The organism is Paenibacillus baekrokdamisoli, assembly GCF_003945345.1.
GTDB lineage: Bacteria > Bacillota > Bacilli > Paenibacillales > Paenibacillaceae > Paenibacillus_Z > Paenibacillus_Z baekrokdamisoli.
In genome coordinates this window covers 6,012,501-6,027,567 of record NZ_AP019308.1, presented here as the reverse complement: position 1 = coordinate 6,027,567, position 15,067 = coordinate 6,012,501, and the positions used below count along the sequence as shown (strand labels likewise).

13 protein-coding genes and 2 rRNA genes (1 of these 15 running past the window's edge) are annotated in these 15,067 nt (G+C 46.8%); 1 reads left to right on the top strand and 14 read right to left on the bottom strand.

The features are described 5' to 3' along the window. Positions 1-26: 26 nt before the first annotated feature. From gltX to EKN16_RS26375, 4 genes are all read right to left on the bottom strand, one after another. Positions 27-1,484 carry a glutamate--tRNA ligase gene (gene gltX, locus EKN16_RS26390; RefSeq protein WP_125663862.1) on the bottom strand — a complete coding sequence of 486 codons (1,458 nt, stop codon included), beginning with the start codon at positions 1,482-1,484 and terminating at the stop codon, positions 27-29. Positions 1,485-1,524: 40 nt separating this feature from the next. After that, the gene (gene ispF / locus EKN16_RS26385; RefSeq protein WP_125663860.1) at positions 1,525-2,010 is read right to left on the bottom strand and encodes a 2-C-methyl-D-erythritol 2,4-cyclodiphosphate synthase; all 486 of its coding nucleotides are present in this window, start codon (positions 2,008-2,010) and stop codon (positions 1,525-1,527) included. Beyond that, positions 2,007-2,735 carry a 2-C-methyl-D-erythritol 4-phosphate cytidylyltransferase gene (gene ispD, locus EKN16_RS26380; protein ID WP_125663859.1) on the bottom strand — a complete coding sequence of 243 codons (729 nt, stop codon included), beginning with the start codon at positions 2,733-2,735 and terminating at the stop codon, positions 2,007-2,009. The genes ispF and ispD overlap by 4 nt, the downstream gene beginning before the upstream one ends. Before the next feature lie 79 nt (positions 2,736-2,814). Beyond that, on the bottom strand, positions 2,815-3,906 hold the full coding sequence (locus EKN16_RS26375; RefSeq protein ID WP_125663857.1) for a PIN/TRAM domain-containing protein: 1,092 nt from the start codon (positions 3,904-3,906) through the stop codon (positions 2,815-2,817). A gap of 191 nt (positions 3,907-4,097) precedes the next feature. On the opposite strand from EKN16_RS26375, the gene EKN16_RS26370 reads away from it, so the two are divergent. Beyond that, on the top strand, positions 4,098-4,493 hold the full coding sequence (locus EKN16_RS26370) for a nucleoside triphosphate pyrophosphohydrolase family protein (protein WP_125663855.1): 396 nt from the start codon (positions 4,098-4,100) through the stop codon (positions 4,491-4,493). Positions 4,494-4,581: 88 nt separating this feature from the next. On the opposite strand, the gene pssA is transcribed toward EKN16_RS26370, so the two are convergent. From pssA to EKN16_RS26320, 10 genes are all read right to left on the bottom strand, one after another. Then, positions 4,582-5,328: a CDP-diacylglycerol--serine O-phosphatidyltransferase gene (gene pssA, locus EKN16_RS26365; protein WP_125663853.1), complete on the bottom strand. Its 747-nt coding sequence runs from the start codon at positions 5,326-5,328 to the stop codon at positions 4,582-4,584. A gap of 210 nt (positions 5,329-5,538) precedes the next feature. Continuing rightward, positions 5,539-6,615 (bottom strand): DNA integrity scanning diadenylate cyclase DisA, encoded by a 1,077-nt coding sequence (gene disA / locus EKN16_RS26360; protein ID WP_125663851.1) that lies wholly within the window; start codon positions 6,613-6,615, stop codon positions 5,539-5,541. An 11-nt stretch (positions 6,616-6,626) separates the two neighbouring features. Next, a complete protein-coding gene (gene radA, locus EKN16_RS26355; protein WP_125663849.1) occupies positions 6,627-7,994 on the bottom strand; it encodes a DNA repair protein RadA in 1,368 nt (455 codons plus the stop codon). Between the two features lie 197 nt (positions 7,995-8,191). Beyond that, positions 8,192-8,581 (bottom strand): antibiotic biosynthesis monooxygenase, encoded by a 390-nt coding sequence (locus EKN16_RS26350; RefSeq protein ID WP_125663847.1) that lies wholly within the window; start codon positions 8,579-8,581, stop codon positions 8,192-8,194. Positions 8,582-8,782: 201 nt separating this feature from the next. Continuing rightward, entirely contained in the window at positions 8,783-11,236 is a 2,454-nt protein-coding gene (locus EKN16_RS26345) for an ATP-dependent Clp protease ATP-binding subunit (protein WP_125663845.1), read from the bottom strand. 2 nt (positions 11,237-11,238) lie between these two features. Further along, on the bottom strand, positions 11,239-12,318 hold the full coding sequence (locus tag EKN16_RS26340) for a protein-arginine kinase McsB (protein WP_125663843.1): 1,080 nt from the start codon (positions 12,316-12,318) through the stop codon (positions 11,239-11,241). Positions 12,319-12,340: 22 nt separating this feature from the next. Beyond that, complete coding sequence (locus EKN16_RS26335) at positions 12,341-12,850, bottom strand: protein-arginine kinase activator protein McsA (RefSeq protein WP_125663841.1); 510 nt, start codon at positions 12,848-12,850, stop codon at positions 12,341-12,343. Between the two features lie 143 nt (positions 12,851-12,993). Beyond that, complete coding sequence (locus EKN16_RS26330; RefSeq protein ID WP_125663839.1) at positions 12,994-13,455, bottom strand: CtsR family transcriptional regulator; 462 nt, start codon at positions 13,453-13,455, stop codon at positions 12,994-12,996. A gap of 388 nt (positions 13,456-13,843) precedes the next feature. Further along, a 5S ribosomal RNA gene (gene rrf, locus EKN16_RS26325) occupies positions 13,844-13,960 on the bottom strand. A gap of 144 nt (positions 13,961-14,104) precedes the next feature. Continuing rightward, positions 14,105-15,067: ribosomal RNA gene (locus tag EKN16_RS26320) — 23S ribosomal RNA — on the bottom strand; it runs 1,968 nt beyond the window's last position.

The window sequence follows — 15,067 nt, the reverse complement described above, 5'->3', positions numbered from 1 at the left end:
TTATAGAGATAAGCTAAAAATCCGCATTAGCCCAGTCGGAATTGAATACGCTCTACAACCTTAGATTTACCAAGCAATGCTATCGTTTGATTAAGATCAGGCCCATGCGTTTGACCCGTAAGCGCAGCACGAATCGGCATGAACAACTGCTTGCCTTTAAATCCAGTCGATTGTTGAACCGCCTTAATAGCAGCTTTTATCCCATCAACCTCTAAAGTGTCAAGCGCTGCGAGCTGATCAGCAAAGGCCTGCAGCACGACAGGTACCTGCTCCTCAGCGAGAACTGCCTTCGCTTCTTCTTCATCCGTCACTTCTGCATTGAAAAACAATTCCGTAAGCGGTACAATCTCTGCCGCATAATGAAGCTTATCTTGATATAAAGCGATTAGAGCAGACGCCCATGCGTGTCCAGCCTCGTCAATTTCATCTGGTAAACGACCAGCCTTCTGCAATTGCGGCACACATAAATCAACCAATCGAGGAAGCTCAGTCTTTTTCAAATATTCATTATTCATCCAGCGGAGTTTGTTCGAATCGAATACAGCTGGACTTTTGCTTAGGCGATTGGAATCAAAGGCTTGGACGAGCTCGTCACGCGTGAAAATCTCCTGCTCACCCTCAGGCGACCAGCCCAGCAATGTAATAAAATTAAACATGGCTTCCGGCAAATAGCCGAGCTTATCATATTGCTCAATGAATTGAACAATCGACTCATCACGTTTACTAAGTTTCTTCCGCTGATCATTCACGATAAGCGTCATATGTCCAAATATCGGCGGCTCCCAGCCGAAAGCTTCATAAATCATCAATTGGCGCGGCGTATTTGAGATGTGGTCTTCCCCACGCAATACGTGACTGATTGCCATCAAATGATCATCTAGTGCTACAGCAAAGTTATAAGTAGGGATACCATCCTTCTTCACGATGACAAAGTCGCCAGTCCCTTCCGTTTCGAAGCTGATCTGGCCTTTAACTAGATCATTAAAGCTATACGTCTTGCCTTCTGGTACACGGAAGCGAATACTCGGTACGCGACCTTCAGCTTCGAAAGTCTGGCGCTGATCCTCTGTAAGATCACGGTGTTTGCCTGAATAACGAGGGGTTTCGCCACGTGAAGTTTGCTCCTCCCGCTCCTCCTCCAGCTCTGCTTCCGTACAGTAGCATTTGTAAGCTAGACCGCGGTCAATTAAATCCTGCCAGTACTCGCGATAAATATCCAGTCGTTCGGTTTGGCGATACGGTCCATATCCCCCTCCGATATCAACGCTCTCGTCCCAATCAATACCCAGCCATTTCAGATACGTCAGCTGGCTCTCTTCGCCGCCTGCCACATTACGCTTTATGTCGGTATCCTCAATGCGTATAATAAATTTTCCGCCAAGATTGCGTGCAAATAGATAATTAAATAAGGCCGTTCTTGCATTACCAATATGTAAGTGCCCCGTTGGCGAAGGCGCATAACGCACTCGAATTTGTTGTGTCATTTGTGTTCAATCTCCTTCCGTCAATTACTGTATTGCACGATCATAGCATAACTTTTACGAGGCATACAACCGCTTGTGCAGCGATTCCCTCGCCCCGTCCAGTAAATCCAAGCTGCTCCGTCGTAGTAGCTTTGACATTAACCTGAGACCGTTCTTCAGCTTCAAGCGCACCTGCAATAACCTCAACCATTTGTGGTATATAAGGAGCCATCTTTGGGCGCTGGGCAATAATAGTAGCATCCACGTTCCCTAGCTTATATCCACGTTCCTTAACAAGTGCCCAGATATGCTCCAGCAGCTTCAAGCTATCGGCATCCTTAAAAGCTGGGTCTGTATCCGGAAAATGTTTGCCGATGTCACCTAGTCCTAACGCCCCTAGCACAGCATCGCTGATGGTATGAAGCAGAACATCCGCATCCGAATGACCAAGCAGCCCCTTCTCGTATGGAATCGTCACTCCTCCAATAATACAGGGACGCCCTTCTACTAGCTGATGGACATCAAAACCTTGTCCTACTCGAATCATAATTCCTTTTCCCCTTTCCCCGTCTTACTTTTGCTGTTACTCGCAAGTAAGAATGCCGCCCAAGGCAAATCCTCAGGCGTTGTGATTTTTATATTCGTATATTCGCCTTCCGTTACAGAAACCGGAATACCAAGACGTTCAACGACCATAGCGTCGTCCGTTCCAAGAAAGCCCTCAAGCGCCGCTTGCTCATGCGCTCTTATTAGCAAGGAACGTCGAAAAGCTTGGGGCGTTTGAATGGCCCACAAGCTTCGACGGTCCGGTGTCGCAACAATGACACCCGCTTCATTCACTTGCTTAATGGTATCTTTCACAGGCACAGCAAGTACTGCGGCTTCAACGTTCTCCGCCATTGACATGCAGGAGCGAACAGCTGATTGAGTTACAAGAGGCCGAACCCCATCATGCACCATAACCCATTCCGTACCAAGTGATTGCAATCCGATTCTTACAGAATGCTGACGCTCACTACCACCTGCCAGCACAGCCTTTACTTTGATAAGATCATATTCGCGAACAAACGCTTCACAGCGTGCTACATCCTGCTCACCAACAACGAGTATAATCTCAGAAACCTCTTCCATTCCCTCAAACAATTCAAGGGTGTGAACGAGAATAGGCTTGTCCTGCAGAAGCAGATACTGTTTGCTCTCCTTGGTCCCCATCCGCATTCCACGTCCTGCTGCCACAACGACAACGCCCCATTGCGCCTGTACTGCCTCCATGCCCTTCAACCGCCTCGCTGTAAACTTGATGCCTCACCATTCACCCAGTGAACCATCATCCGTGTACTATCATACCGTGTTACAGCGCTTTTTCCAATAACTTCGGTTTGGCGAATATCATTCGACCGGCGGATGTCTGTAGTACACTTGTCACAAGCACTTCCATGGTCGTACCGATATAATCACGTCCACCCTCAACTACGATCATTGTTCCATCATCTAGATAGGCTACCCCTTGTCCATGCTCTTTGCCGTCCTTAATGACCTGAACGACAATCTCTTCACCTGGAAGGACAACCGGCTTGACTGCATTAGCAAGATCATTGATATTCAGAACAGATACACCCTGCAGCTCGCAAACCTTATTGAGGTTGAAGTCATTAGTCACTACCTTACCATGAAGAACCTTCGCAAGCTTAACGAGCTTACTGTCCACTTCCCCATCCTCAAAATCACCTTCATAGATGAGTACTTTGACGTCGAGCTCCTTCTGAATTTTGTTGAGAATATCAAGCCCCCGACGACCGCGGTTTCGTTTCAGCAAATCCGAAGAATCGGCAATATGCTGAAGCTCCTCCAGTACAAACTCTGGGATAACGAGCGTGCCTTCAATGAATCCGGTTTTGCAAATATCGGCGATTCGGCCGTCGATAATGACGCTCGTATCTAATATTTTGTGTTCTTCGTAGCTGCTGTCTTCATCAATTTCAGACGATTTAGCTCTCCATTGAAAAAAAGCAGACAAACGCTCCGTTAATTCTTCTCTCTTGCTTAAGCCAATTTGCAAACCCACATAACCGAAGAATAACGTCATAACAATGGGTAAGAACACGCCTGTGCCAGTCAATCCAGAAACAGCTGGAAACAGTAAAGCTGATAACGCAAGTCCTACAAGCAAGCCACCTGCACCAGACATCAGCTCTCCTGTTGGCATTGCAGCCGCACGGTCCGCACCCTGCTGCATAAAGCGCATAAAAGGACCGGCTAACACGGTTGCAGCCGCAAGTCCACATAAAGCTCCAATTCCAACATTCAAATAATAACCGCCTGATTGCTGCATCATACCGTAAGTTGCATCCGTAAAAATCGTCCCCATACTCATCCAGCTATGTACTTGAGCACCAAGGACGCCTCCAAACAATAAACCAATCAACTGAATTATTCGTTTCATCACATAAATCCACCTCCATTACAATTATGTGCCAATATTTCACACGTTAATCGCTCAAAAGGAAAGAAACGGTTAGAATTTATTAACCTTGAACCAAAATAGGACAATTCGAACAATTCCTTTTTGAAAAAATATCCTTTGACGCTTATAATAAGAAGTAGCAATGCCATTCCCGAAATGAGGTGGAATCGATGAGCGCCCAAACGTTGGAGCAGTTCCAGCAGCAAGTATCCGAATTGCTGTTGCGACATCGCAGCTTGCTTGATGTATTATCGAAATATGGCCAATCCGGCGCTTCTGTTAATCGTGCAGTAGCCAAATCCGTTACGGAATGCGGCTGTATCGAACTGAACGCCCGAAAGCAGGAGTATGCAGACGATTTCAATCTAGAGCAAGCAAAGACAAAGCTTCACCATCACATCTCTGGCGATTTGTGTGAGCATTGCAGGGATGCGATTCAAAGCGAGCTCGGCCGCAATTTGTTCTACATGTCTGCTATGTGTAATTTACTTGGTATTCAACTAGAGAATGTAGTCGCTAATGAGTCTGATAAATGTTCTACTTTAGGCTTATTCAATTTAACTTAGACTTCCAGAAATGAAAAAAGAAGACCACCTCGTTACATCCCATTACGGATGAATAAGGTGGTCTTCTTAATGTGAACGGCGTCGTGCATTACGCACTATGCTCTGCTTCTTCTTGTAGCTTCGCTTCCTTCATCCGGCGCTTGCGTTTTCTGCCGGGGAGACGCCGATCAACGTTTTTTTTTAGGCCGTAAAGCGCATATAGCACCAAGGGTACAAAAATAATTTTGGATAAATGATGCGGGAATAGAATTCCCAATATGACAGCAATAACAACAATAATGGGTACAACCCATATTGCATTCTTCGGAATGCCTACTTTTTTGAAGTTCGGATACTTAATGGTACTCACCATAAGGAAGGCAAGAACCAATGTACTTACCAAGAGAACGGGAACTGCAATATCTTTATGAAATAACGCAAGGGTGGCAAGTACCCCTCCAGCAGCTGGGATCGGCAACCCGATGAAATACCCCGGCATACCCGAGACCACATTGAATCTTGCTAGACGAAGTGCACCGCATATCGGGAACAAGGCTGTAATAATCCATGCAGGTGCAGCAGTTAGTTCTTGGAAAGCCACACTGTACATAATAAACGCAGGCGCTACTCCGAACGAAATGACATCCGAGAGCGAATCTAGCTCCTTACCGAACTCACTCTGAGCATTAAGCGCACGGGCGACTCGACCGTCTACTCCGTCCATCAGCATGGCAATAATAACCATCATCGCAGCAACTTCAGGTTTTGCATTCTCAGGAAACACGAGAATTATGGCGACGATACCTAGAAAAAGATTCGCCACCGTAAAAAGACTCGGTATCGACTTCAAAATCATTTTACTCCACCTCATCTTTACTATGCCCCAAAACCGCTTGTTGCAGTATTGTCAGCAAACCAAGAAGATCCGGCCTAGGCAGTCTAGGGCGCAGTTCATTTCTTACTTGTACAACGATTGAATGAAAACTTTTTACAGAAGTTTTCCGGAATTGAACGATATTGTCAGATCCAACCAACGGTTTTTCCGCATTCTCACATTGTATGGGATTTAGATTTGTCTGTCAATGAACATCTGCTCTTGGATCCGCTTCAATCCTTCTTTAATAGCACGAGCTCTCACTTCACCAATTCCATCGACGGAATCCAGTTCTTCAATGGTGGCCATTAGAATATGGGGCAAATTCTCAAATCGCTCAACCAAATTGTTCATGATAACAGCTGGTAAACGTGGTATTCGACTGAGGAGTCGGTAGCCACGAGATGCCACCATATCTTCAGAAGCCGCACTCATTCCAGAATAGCCCAGCAACTTAATGATTTGTGGGAGCTCAAGCAGTTCCTCTGCATTCAGTTTGCGAATGGCTGTGCGGATATCCCGGATTTTATCTTCCTGCTGATCCTTAGCATAATCCTTTAGAAGGAACCATGCCTCTTCCTCAACCCCGCCAACCAATTCCTCCATCTGCATGCTTATGAGTCGCCCTTCAGTACCAAGCTCATTCACATATCGTTTAATTTCCATCTTGACCCGTATAACCATCTCTAACCGTTTGATGACATGCGCAACCTCTTGCAGCGTTACCATCTCTTCAAATTCTAAAGCAGATAAATTAGTAAACGACTGATTCAGTACTACTTTATACTTCTCCAGTGTTTGAATCGCCTGATTGGCTTTAGTTAAAATAACGGCCATATCCTTAAGCGAGTATCGAAGCTGACCTTGATATAAGGTGATCACGTTCCGACGCTGCGAAATGGAAACGACCAGCTTACCAGTCTGCTTGGCTACACGTTCAGCCGTACGATGCCGTATCCCTGTCTCAATGGAGGAAATAGAGCTATTTGGAATAAGCTGCGTATTCGCATATAAGATTCTTTTACGGTCTTCGCTCAAGATAATAGCGCCGTCCATTTTGGCCAGCTCGTACAAGTAGTTGGGGGAGAAATCACAATTGATTGAAAATCCACCATCTACCACTTCCATCACTTCTGGACTATATCCAACAACAATCAGTGCCCCAGTCTTAGCTCGCAGTACGTTATCAAGTCCCTCTCGGAATGCCATGCCTGGCGCAACCATTTGCAGCAGCTGATTCATTATCTCTAGTTGATTCATCTCTTTCATGATACCCCCCTCTATCCGAAAGCTGCCGCTAGCGCCTCAGCAACGGTCTCTACGCCTATGATTTCAATACCAGCCGGCGGGGTCCAACCCTTCAAGCTCTTCACAGGCATGATAACCCGCTTAAATCCAAGCTTCTGTGCTTCCTTTACCCGCTGCTCGGCCCTTGAAACAGCTCTTACTTCACCTGTCAGTCCAATTTCGCCAAAGAAAACGTCGAATGGTCGTGTCGGTGCATCACGAAAACTCGATGCTATACTTACCGCAGCCGCAAGATCCACTGCTGGCTCATCCAATTTAATACCGCCCGCAACATTTAAGTAAGCATCCTGCGTCTGTAAAAACATACCCATGCGCTTCTCCAGCACCGCGATAATAAGCGCCATCCGATTGTGATCGATACCAGTCGACATTCGACGCGGGGATGGGAAATTTGTCGTCGTTACGAGCGCCTGAAGCTCCACGAGCACAGGTCTGGTACCTTCCATGCTGGCAACAACCGTTGAACCCGACACGCCAAGCGGTCTTTCCGACAAAAATAATTCAGATGGATTCGTTACTTCACGCAGCCCATCCTCTACCATCTCAAAAATTCCGATTTCGTTAGTCGAGCCAAAACGATTCTTCACTGCACGCAATAATCGATAAGAATGATGCCTCTCCCCTTCAAAATAAAGCACACAATCCACCATATGCTCCAGCATTCGAGGACCTGCGATTGCCCCCTCCTTGGTGACATGACCAACTAGCACGGTTGCAATCCCTTTAATCTTCGCTACACGCATGAAATGAGCGGTACATTCCCGTACTTGGGAGACACTACCTGGGGCTGATTGCACATTGGGGTCATATACGGTTTGAATAGAGTCAATGACCAGAAAATCCGGCTGGACCGATTCAATCGCTTCATTGATCTGTTCCATGTTCGTCTCGCATAACACATAGAGTTTGTCGGTTAGCGCTCCCAATCGATCTGCACGCAGCCTGGTTTGACGAACTGATTCCTCTCCAGAGATATAGAGAACAGTCAGTGCCTTTGATGCCAGCGCATGAGAGGTCTGCAGCAGAAGGGTAGATTTACCTATACCTGGGTCACCACCAACAAGAATGAGTGAGCCCGGTACAATACCTCCACCAAGAACACGATTGAGCTCCAGAAGCGTCGTTTCAATCCGCTGCTCCTGACCACTCTCTATATGTATGATAGGAAGTGGCTTTTCTTTCGTCTGAATGATTGAAGAGCCCATTCCTTGTGTTTTCACAACGGTTTCTTTTTCTTCTACCATCGTATTCCATGAACCACAGCCTGGACACTTTCCAAGCCATTTTGGTGTTTCTGTCCCGCATTCCGTACACGCGAATTTTATTTTAACTTTTGCCATATTCGGCTCCTTCTGATCTATCACTCAAAGTTTACCATTTCTAATGGAAGGTATAAATACTTTTTCAAAATGACGGCGATCGTTTTAAACAATCTTTAAATACGGCAAGCAAGTGGTGTTAATCTTATATAAAAATCCCCCATACAGGCACACCTTCTTGCCTAGGTGGGGGCTACTTGTCATTCAAATAAACTCGTTTAATTAGAGTTGCCTGAAAGCCGTGACACTAGAACCGTATGCGTCGTCATTTGTGAACCGAGCATAACACTCTCACCTTGTGGAGCAGCCGGCGCCCCTTCGCCATGCTGACCTTGCCCACTAGGACCTCCTTGACTTGAAGCCCCGCTTGCACGCTGTGCATGGGCCTGACGGAATGAATCGCTGTTTACCCAACCCTCGAAGGATTGTTTATCCTGCCAATGGGTGCAAACCTTAAGCTCATCATATTCTTCAAGCCCCTCTGTAAATAACACTTCCATTTGAACGAAACCCGGAGATGTCTCAACACCCTTCGAATTCTGAAACCGCTGAGCCACTGATTCTCCATGGCCCTTCTTTACCTTTATTGTATTCGTAACAACGATCATACGTATATGCCTCCTTTTTCCACCTTTATAATGAATCCCATGTATATAGTGTAACAAGCATTCCCACGATAAACAAATCTTCAGGCTTATTGTTTACTGCATACAAAAATACCCCCGGCCCTCCCCTAATGAACGAACCGCTGTAACAGCGAATCTCCGATAGGGGTGGACAAGAGGTATTCCGTATTCGAAAAGAAAATATTATTTTGCCGCAGGTTCTTCGGATGCTGATATCGTATGAGTAACGGTCAAAGCACCGTCCTTCTCATCAATTACCAGGGAATCACCTTTAGCAATTTTGCCAAGTAAAAGGTCTTCGGATAACCGATCCTCGATATGTTTCTGAATTGCACGACGCAACGGACGCGCACCGTATTGCGGATCGAAGCCTTCTTTAGCCAAAAATTCTTTTGCTGCATCTGTGAGGACGTAGTCCACTTCCTGCTCGCGAAGACGTTTGCGCAGCTCATCGGACATTAATGTCACAATTTGTGCGATATGCTCCTTGTCGAGGGAATGGAACACGATTGTTTCGTCGATTCGGTTCAAGAATTCAGGACGGAAGCTCTTCTTAAGCTCCGCAAGCACCTTTTCCTTCATGATTGAGAAGTCACGGCCCGCATCCTGCACGGCTGTAAAGCCAAGTGAGGTATTACGTTTTATTTGATCAGCACCGACATTCGACGTCATGATGATGAGCGTATTCCGGAAATCTACGACACGACCTTTAGAATCCGTCAATCGACCGTCCTCAAGTACCTGCAGCAGGATGTTGAATACATCCGGATGTGCTTTCTCAATTTCGTCGAGAAGTACAACGGAGTATGGCTTCCGACGAACTTTCTCTGTCAGCTGTCCGCCTTCCTCATATCCTACATACCCTGGAGGCGCCCCGACTAAACGAGAAGTCGAATGTTTCTCCATATATTCGGACATATCGATACGAACAACCGCATTCTCATCGCCGAACATCGCTTCTGCAAGTGCTCTTGCAAGCTCTGTTTTCCCTACGCCTGTAGGACCCAAGAATACAAAGGAGCCCATTGGACGTTTCGGATCTTTCAAACCCGCACGTGCCCGGCGGATAGCACGGGACACTGCTTTAACCGCTTCTTCCTGACCGATTACCCGGTCATGAAGGATATCTTCCATATTTAGCAAACGCTGCGTCTCTTCTTCAGCAAGCTTACTAACCGGAATACCCGTCCAGCTCGCTACGATCTGAGCAATATCCTCAGGTGTAACTTCGGAATCGGTACGGCCTTGCTTCTCTTTCCATTGATTCTTCGTTACGTCCAGCTCTTCACGAATTTTTTGTTCTGTATCGCGAAGTGCTGCCGCTTTCTCGAATTCTTGACTTTGAACCGCAGAATCTTTCTCCTTGCGAATATCCTCTAGGCGGTTCTCCAGCTGCTTCAAATTAGGCGGTACCGTGTACGATTTCAAGCGTACTTTGGAGCTCGCCTCATCGATCAGATCAATCGCTTTATCTGGCAGGAAGCGGTCGGTTATATAACGATCGGACAGCTTAACAGCTTGCACAATCGCTTCATCTGTTATCTTGACACGGTGATGTGCTTCATAGCGATCACGCAAGCCATGCAAGATTTGAATCGCTTCTTCAGGAGAAGGCTGATCAACCGTGATTGGCTGAAAGCGGCGCTCCAAAGCAGCATCTTTCTCGATATATTTACGATATTCATCCAGTGTTGTTGCTCCGATACATTGCAATTCTCCCCGAGCAAGTGCCGGCTTAAGAATATTTGAAGCATCAATGGCTCCTTCCGCACCGCCTGCACCGATAAGCGTATGCAGCTCATCAATGAACAGTACAATGTTTCCGGCTTGACGAATTTCATCCATGATTTTTTTGAGGCGGTCTTCAAATTCCCCACGATATTTCGTACCTGCAACAACGGAGCCCATATCGAGCGTCATTACACGTTTGTCGCGGAGTGTTTCTGGAATTTCTCCAGCGATAATCTTCTGAGCAAGCCCTTCAGCGATCGCCGTTTTACCTACCCCTGGCTCACCGATGAGTACCGGATTATTCTTGGTTCTACGGCTAAGCACTTGAATAACGCGCTCAATTTCTTTGCTTCGACCAATGACAGGATCCAGGTGGCCTTCCTTCGCATAAGCAGTCAAATCACGTGCTAGGCCATCAAGTGTTGGTGTGCTTACGTTCGTTGGCGCACCATGACTGCTGGACACCGCTTCACTACTGCCTAAAAGCTGTAACACCTGCTGTCGTGCTTTATTAAGACTAATACCAAGATTGTTAAGCACACGGGCTGCTACACCTTCACCTTCACGGATAAGGCCGAGCAAAATATGCTCTGTGCCCACATAGGTGTGCCCCAGCTTACGTGCTTCATCCATTGAAAGCTCAATCACTTTTTTTGCACGCGGCGTATAAGCAATATTAGTCGGCTGCTCTTGACCACGACCGATAAGGGTTTCAACTTCGTCTTGAATTTTCTCCAAGCTAAGACCAAGACCAATTAAAGCTTTGGCCGCTATTCCTTCCCCTTCTCGGTTAAGTCCGAGCAAAATATGCTCTGTGCCTATATTGTTATGACCGAGACGAACCGCTTCTTCCTGAGCTAGTGCGAGCACCTTCTGTGCTCTTTCCGTGAATCTACCAAACATCATGTTCATACACCCCCATGATCGGATTTACAATTTAATTGCTGTCGTATGAGTTCTGCTCGCCGGATATCTCGCTGTTCAGGAGTCATTTTTTCATTGAATACCTGTTGGAGAAAACCTGGCTGCGTTAAAACCATCATTTCATTCATTACCTGTGGCGACACATCTTTAATCAGACCCAAATCAATTCCGAGCCGGACATCAGACAAGCGCTGTGCGGCTTCCTTCGAGTCCATGATCATAGCATGCGATAAAATACCATAGGAACGGAACAGCCGATCCTCTAGCCGCACACGTGACTCCTCCAGCATACGCTGACGTGCCGCTCGTTCATGCTCAATAATTTGTTTGGCCACACTGTGCAAATTTTCGATAATCTCCGCTTCAGATTGTCCAAGCGTTATTTGATTCGAAATTTGAAACAGATTCCCGAGTGCTTCACTGCCTTCACCATAAGTACCGCGTACCGCGAGTCCCACTTGGGTTATGGCAGATAATATGCGGTTTATTTGCTGTGACATGACAAGCCCCGGTAGATGCATCATGACTGAGGAACGAATACCCGTTCCAACATTCGTTGGGCAGCTGGTCAGAAAACCTCGCCGCTCATCAAACGCGTAATCAGCCCCTTCTTCAAATATATCGTCAATGCGGTTAGCCAGTTCCCAAGCCTCCTGAATCTGAAAGCCAGGATACAGGCATTGGATCCGCAAATGATCCTCTTCATTGACCATAATACTCACAGATTCATTCTGACTTAAAATAACCGCCCCACAACGTGACTCATTAGCGAGGTTTGGACTAATCAGATGTTTCTCCACAAGTACTCTTCGTTCAAGTTCATTCAAATCAGTAAGCTCTATCGTATCAAAATGTCCGAGATCGTTTAACTTGCCCGTCTCAGCAACTGAAGTTAACTGTTCCATGACATCATGGGCCTGCTGGATTGTGGCTAGCATGGGGAATGGATGGCCTCGCAAATTACGAGCCAGACGTATTCGGCTGCTGATGACAATATCTGAATCAGGGCCGGTACCTTTCATCCAATCACTAAGTGCTTCTTCAACATATGATCGCTTTGGCATACCGAATCCTCCATCCTGTGCACTAAATATCTGCTACATGACGTTCCAGTTCACGAATCCGGTCACGGATCTGAGCCGCGTTCTCAAACTCTTCACGATCGATTAACTCATGTAAATCTTTTCTGAGCTCCTCGATTTCGCGTTTAAGCTGAATCTGCCCACCGGTACGTTTTGGAATTTTACCGACATGCACCGTATTACCATGCACGCGTTTGAGTATTGGATCGAGCCTGCTGCCAAACTGTTTGTAGCAGTTACTGCAGCCGAAGCGTCCCATTTTACTGAATTGGGTATAAGTTAACCCGCATGCCTCACAACGAATCTGTGGAGGCTTGGTACCAAAAGTACTCGGTTCAAAATCAAGCAATCCCGATAAAAGACTGTGAATCGAAAATCCGTTTGCCGTACCTGGGATTCCTTCGCCTCGTTCCCGCGCACAAGATTCACAAATATGAAACTCCGTCTTTTCACCATTCACAATCTTCGTAAAATGAAGTGTTGCCGGTTTCTTGCCGCATTCTTGACAAAGCATTCCGCACTATCCCTCCTCGTTCAGGGCTAAGAAGAAATGGTAACCACCTAATCCATAATGATCGACGAATTCCATATCTCCCCTCAATAATATAAGCACGGATCAGTGTATCCTCTCTTATATTAGTAAGGGCGCGCAGTGGATTACTTAACAAGCAGTGTAATGAGCATGGCCCTTAGAAGCCTTGCCCGAATTTCGTCACGCAATGGGAGCTTAACCGCAATCGATTCGCGAGATACCGCTGCTCGAAGCAGATTCGCTTCGCGTTTCGAGATGAACTGCGCCTCCTCTAGCTGATAAATGAGACCTTCTGCTGCACATTGATCCACCTGTTCGCCTATTGTATGCACAATATGACCTTGAATAGCTGTAAGGGTAGGTAATTCAACGCGCTGAATGCGGATATAACCGCCTCCACCACGCTTACTCTCCACAAAATAGCCTTTCTCCACAGTGAACCTGGTACTGATGACGTAATTGATTTGAGACGGAACGCAAGAGAAACGGTCTGCTAAATCGTTGCGCTGTAATTCAACCGCGCCATCTGAGCTTTCCTGCAGCATATGCTTCAAGTACTGCTCAATGAGATCGGAAATGTTGCGCATTTCGCCAACCTCCCTCAATTACCAAAACATTTCGGCTTAATAAACCGAAAAAATCGGAATTGTCAAAGTTTTTAGTTAAGTTGACTTTGACTTTCTTTGACTTTAACTTTATTATACGCAATTCTGTGAAAAGGTCAAGTGATTTACCGCTACAACTTCCCTTATTATCTTGGGCGGATATTACACATTTATACCTCACTATTAAGAGGTACCTTTTTACTTTATCTGACCATTAGATGATTCTTACAGTGTTTAGATTGATCCTAATAAATTAACTTCAATTACAAATATTTGATCGTGAGGCTCTATTCAAATAAGTAAATCACAATGAAATAACAAATTAATAAACAACAAAAAACCGACTGCATGACTGCAGTCGGTTGATCGTGCTTGGCGACGTCCTACTCTCCCAGGACCCTGCGGTCCAAGTACCATCGGCGCTGAAGGGCTTAACGGTCGTGTTCGAGATGGGAACGCGTGGGTCCCCTTCGCCATCGCCACCAAACGTGATCTTGATTACTCAAGAATCGGTGTACAGAGCCTTACGCCCTGAAAACTGGATACGAACATTTGCGAAATGTTGTCTTAGCCTCTGTTAACTGTTACACGTAAGTCCCGAAGCCTTGCCCTCACCTGTGGTGAGAAGCGGTAGGATAAGCCCTCGACCGATTAGTATTCGTCAGCTGCATGCATTGCTGCACTTCCACCTCGAACCTATCAACCTAGTCGTCTTCTAGGGGTCTTACTAAATTGGGAAATCTCATCTTGAGGGGGGCTTCACGCTTAGATGCTTTCAGCGCTTATCCCGTCCGCACGTAGCTACCCAGCTATGCTCCTGGCGGAACAACTGGTACACCAGCGGTGCGTCCATCCCGGTCCTCTCGTACTAAGGACAGCTCCTCTCAAATTTCCTACGCCCACGACAGATAGGGACCGAACTGTCTCACGACGTTCTGAACCCAGCTCGCGTACCGCTTTAATGGGCGAACAGCCCAACCCTTGGGACCTACTTCAGCCCCAGGATGCGATGAGCCGACATCGAGGTGCCAAACCTCCCCGTCGATGTGGACTCTTGGGGGAGATAAGCCTGTTATCCCCAGGGTAGCTTTTATCCGTTGAGCGATGGCCCTTCCATGCGGTACCACCGGATCACTAAGCCCGACTTTCGTCCCTGCTCGACTTGTAGGTCTCGCAGTCAAGCTCCCTTATGCCTTTACACGCTACGAATGATTTCCAACCATTCTGAGGGAACCTTTGGGCGCCTCCGTTACTCTTTAGGAGGCGACCGCCCCAGTCAAACTGCCCACCTGACACGGTCCCTGTACCGGATTACGGTACCAGGTTAGAACTCCGATACGATCAGGGTGGTATCCCAACGGTGCCTCCACCGAAGCTGGCGCTCCGGTTTCTTAGGCTCCCACCTATCCTGTACAGATCGTACCAAAGTCCAATATCAAGCTGCAGTAAAGCTCCATGGGGTCTTTCCGTCTTGTCGCGGGTAACCTGCATCTTCACAGGTATTAAAATTTCACCGGATCTCTCGTTGAGACAGCGCCCAAGTCGTTACGCCATTCGTGCGGGTCAGAATTTACCTGACAAGGAATTTCGCTAC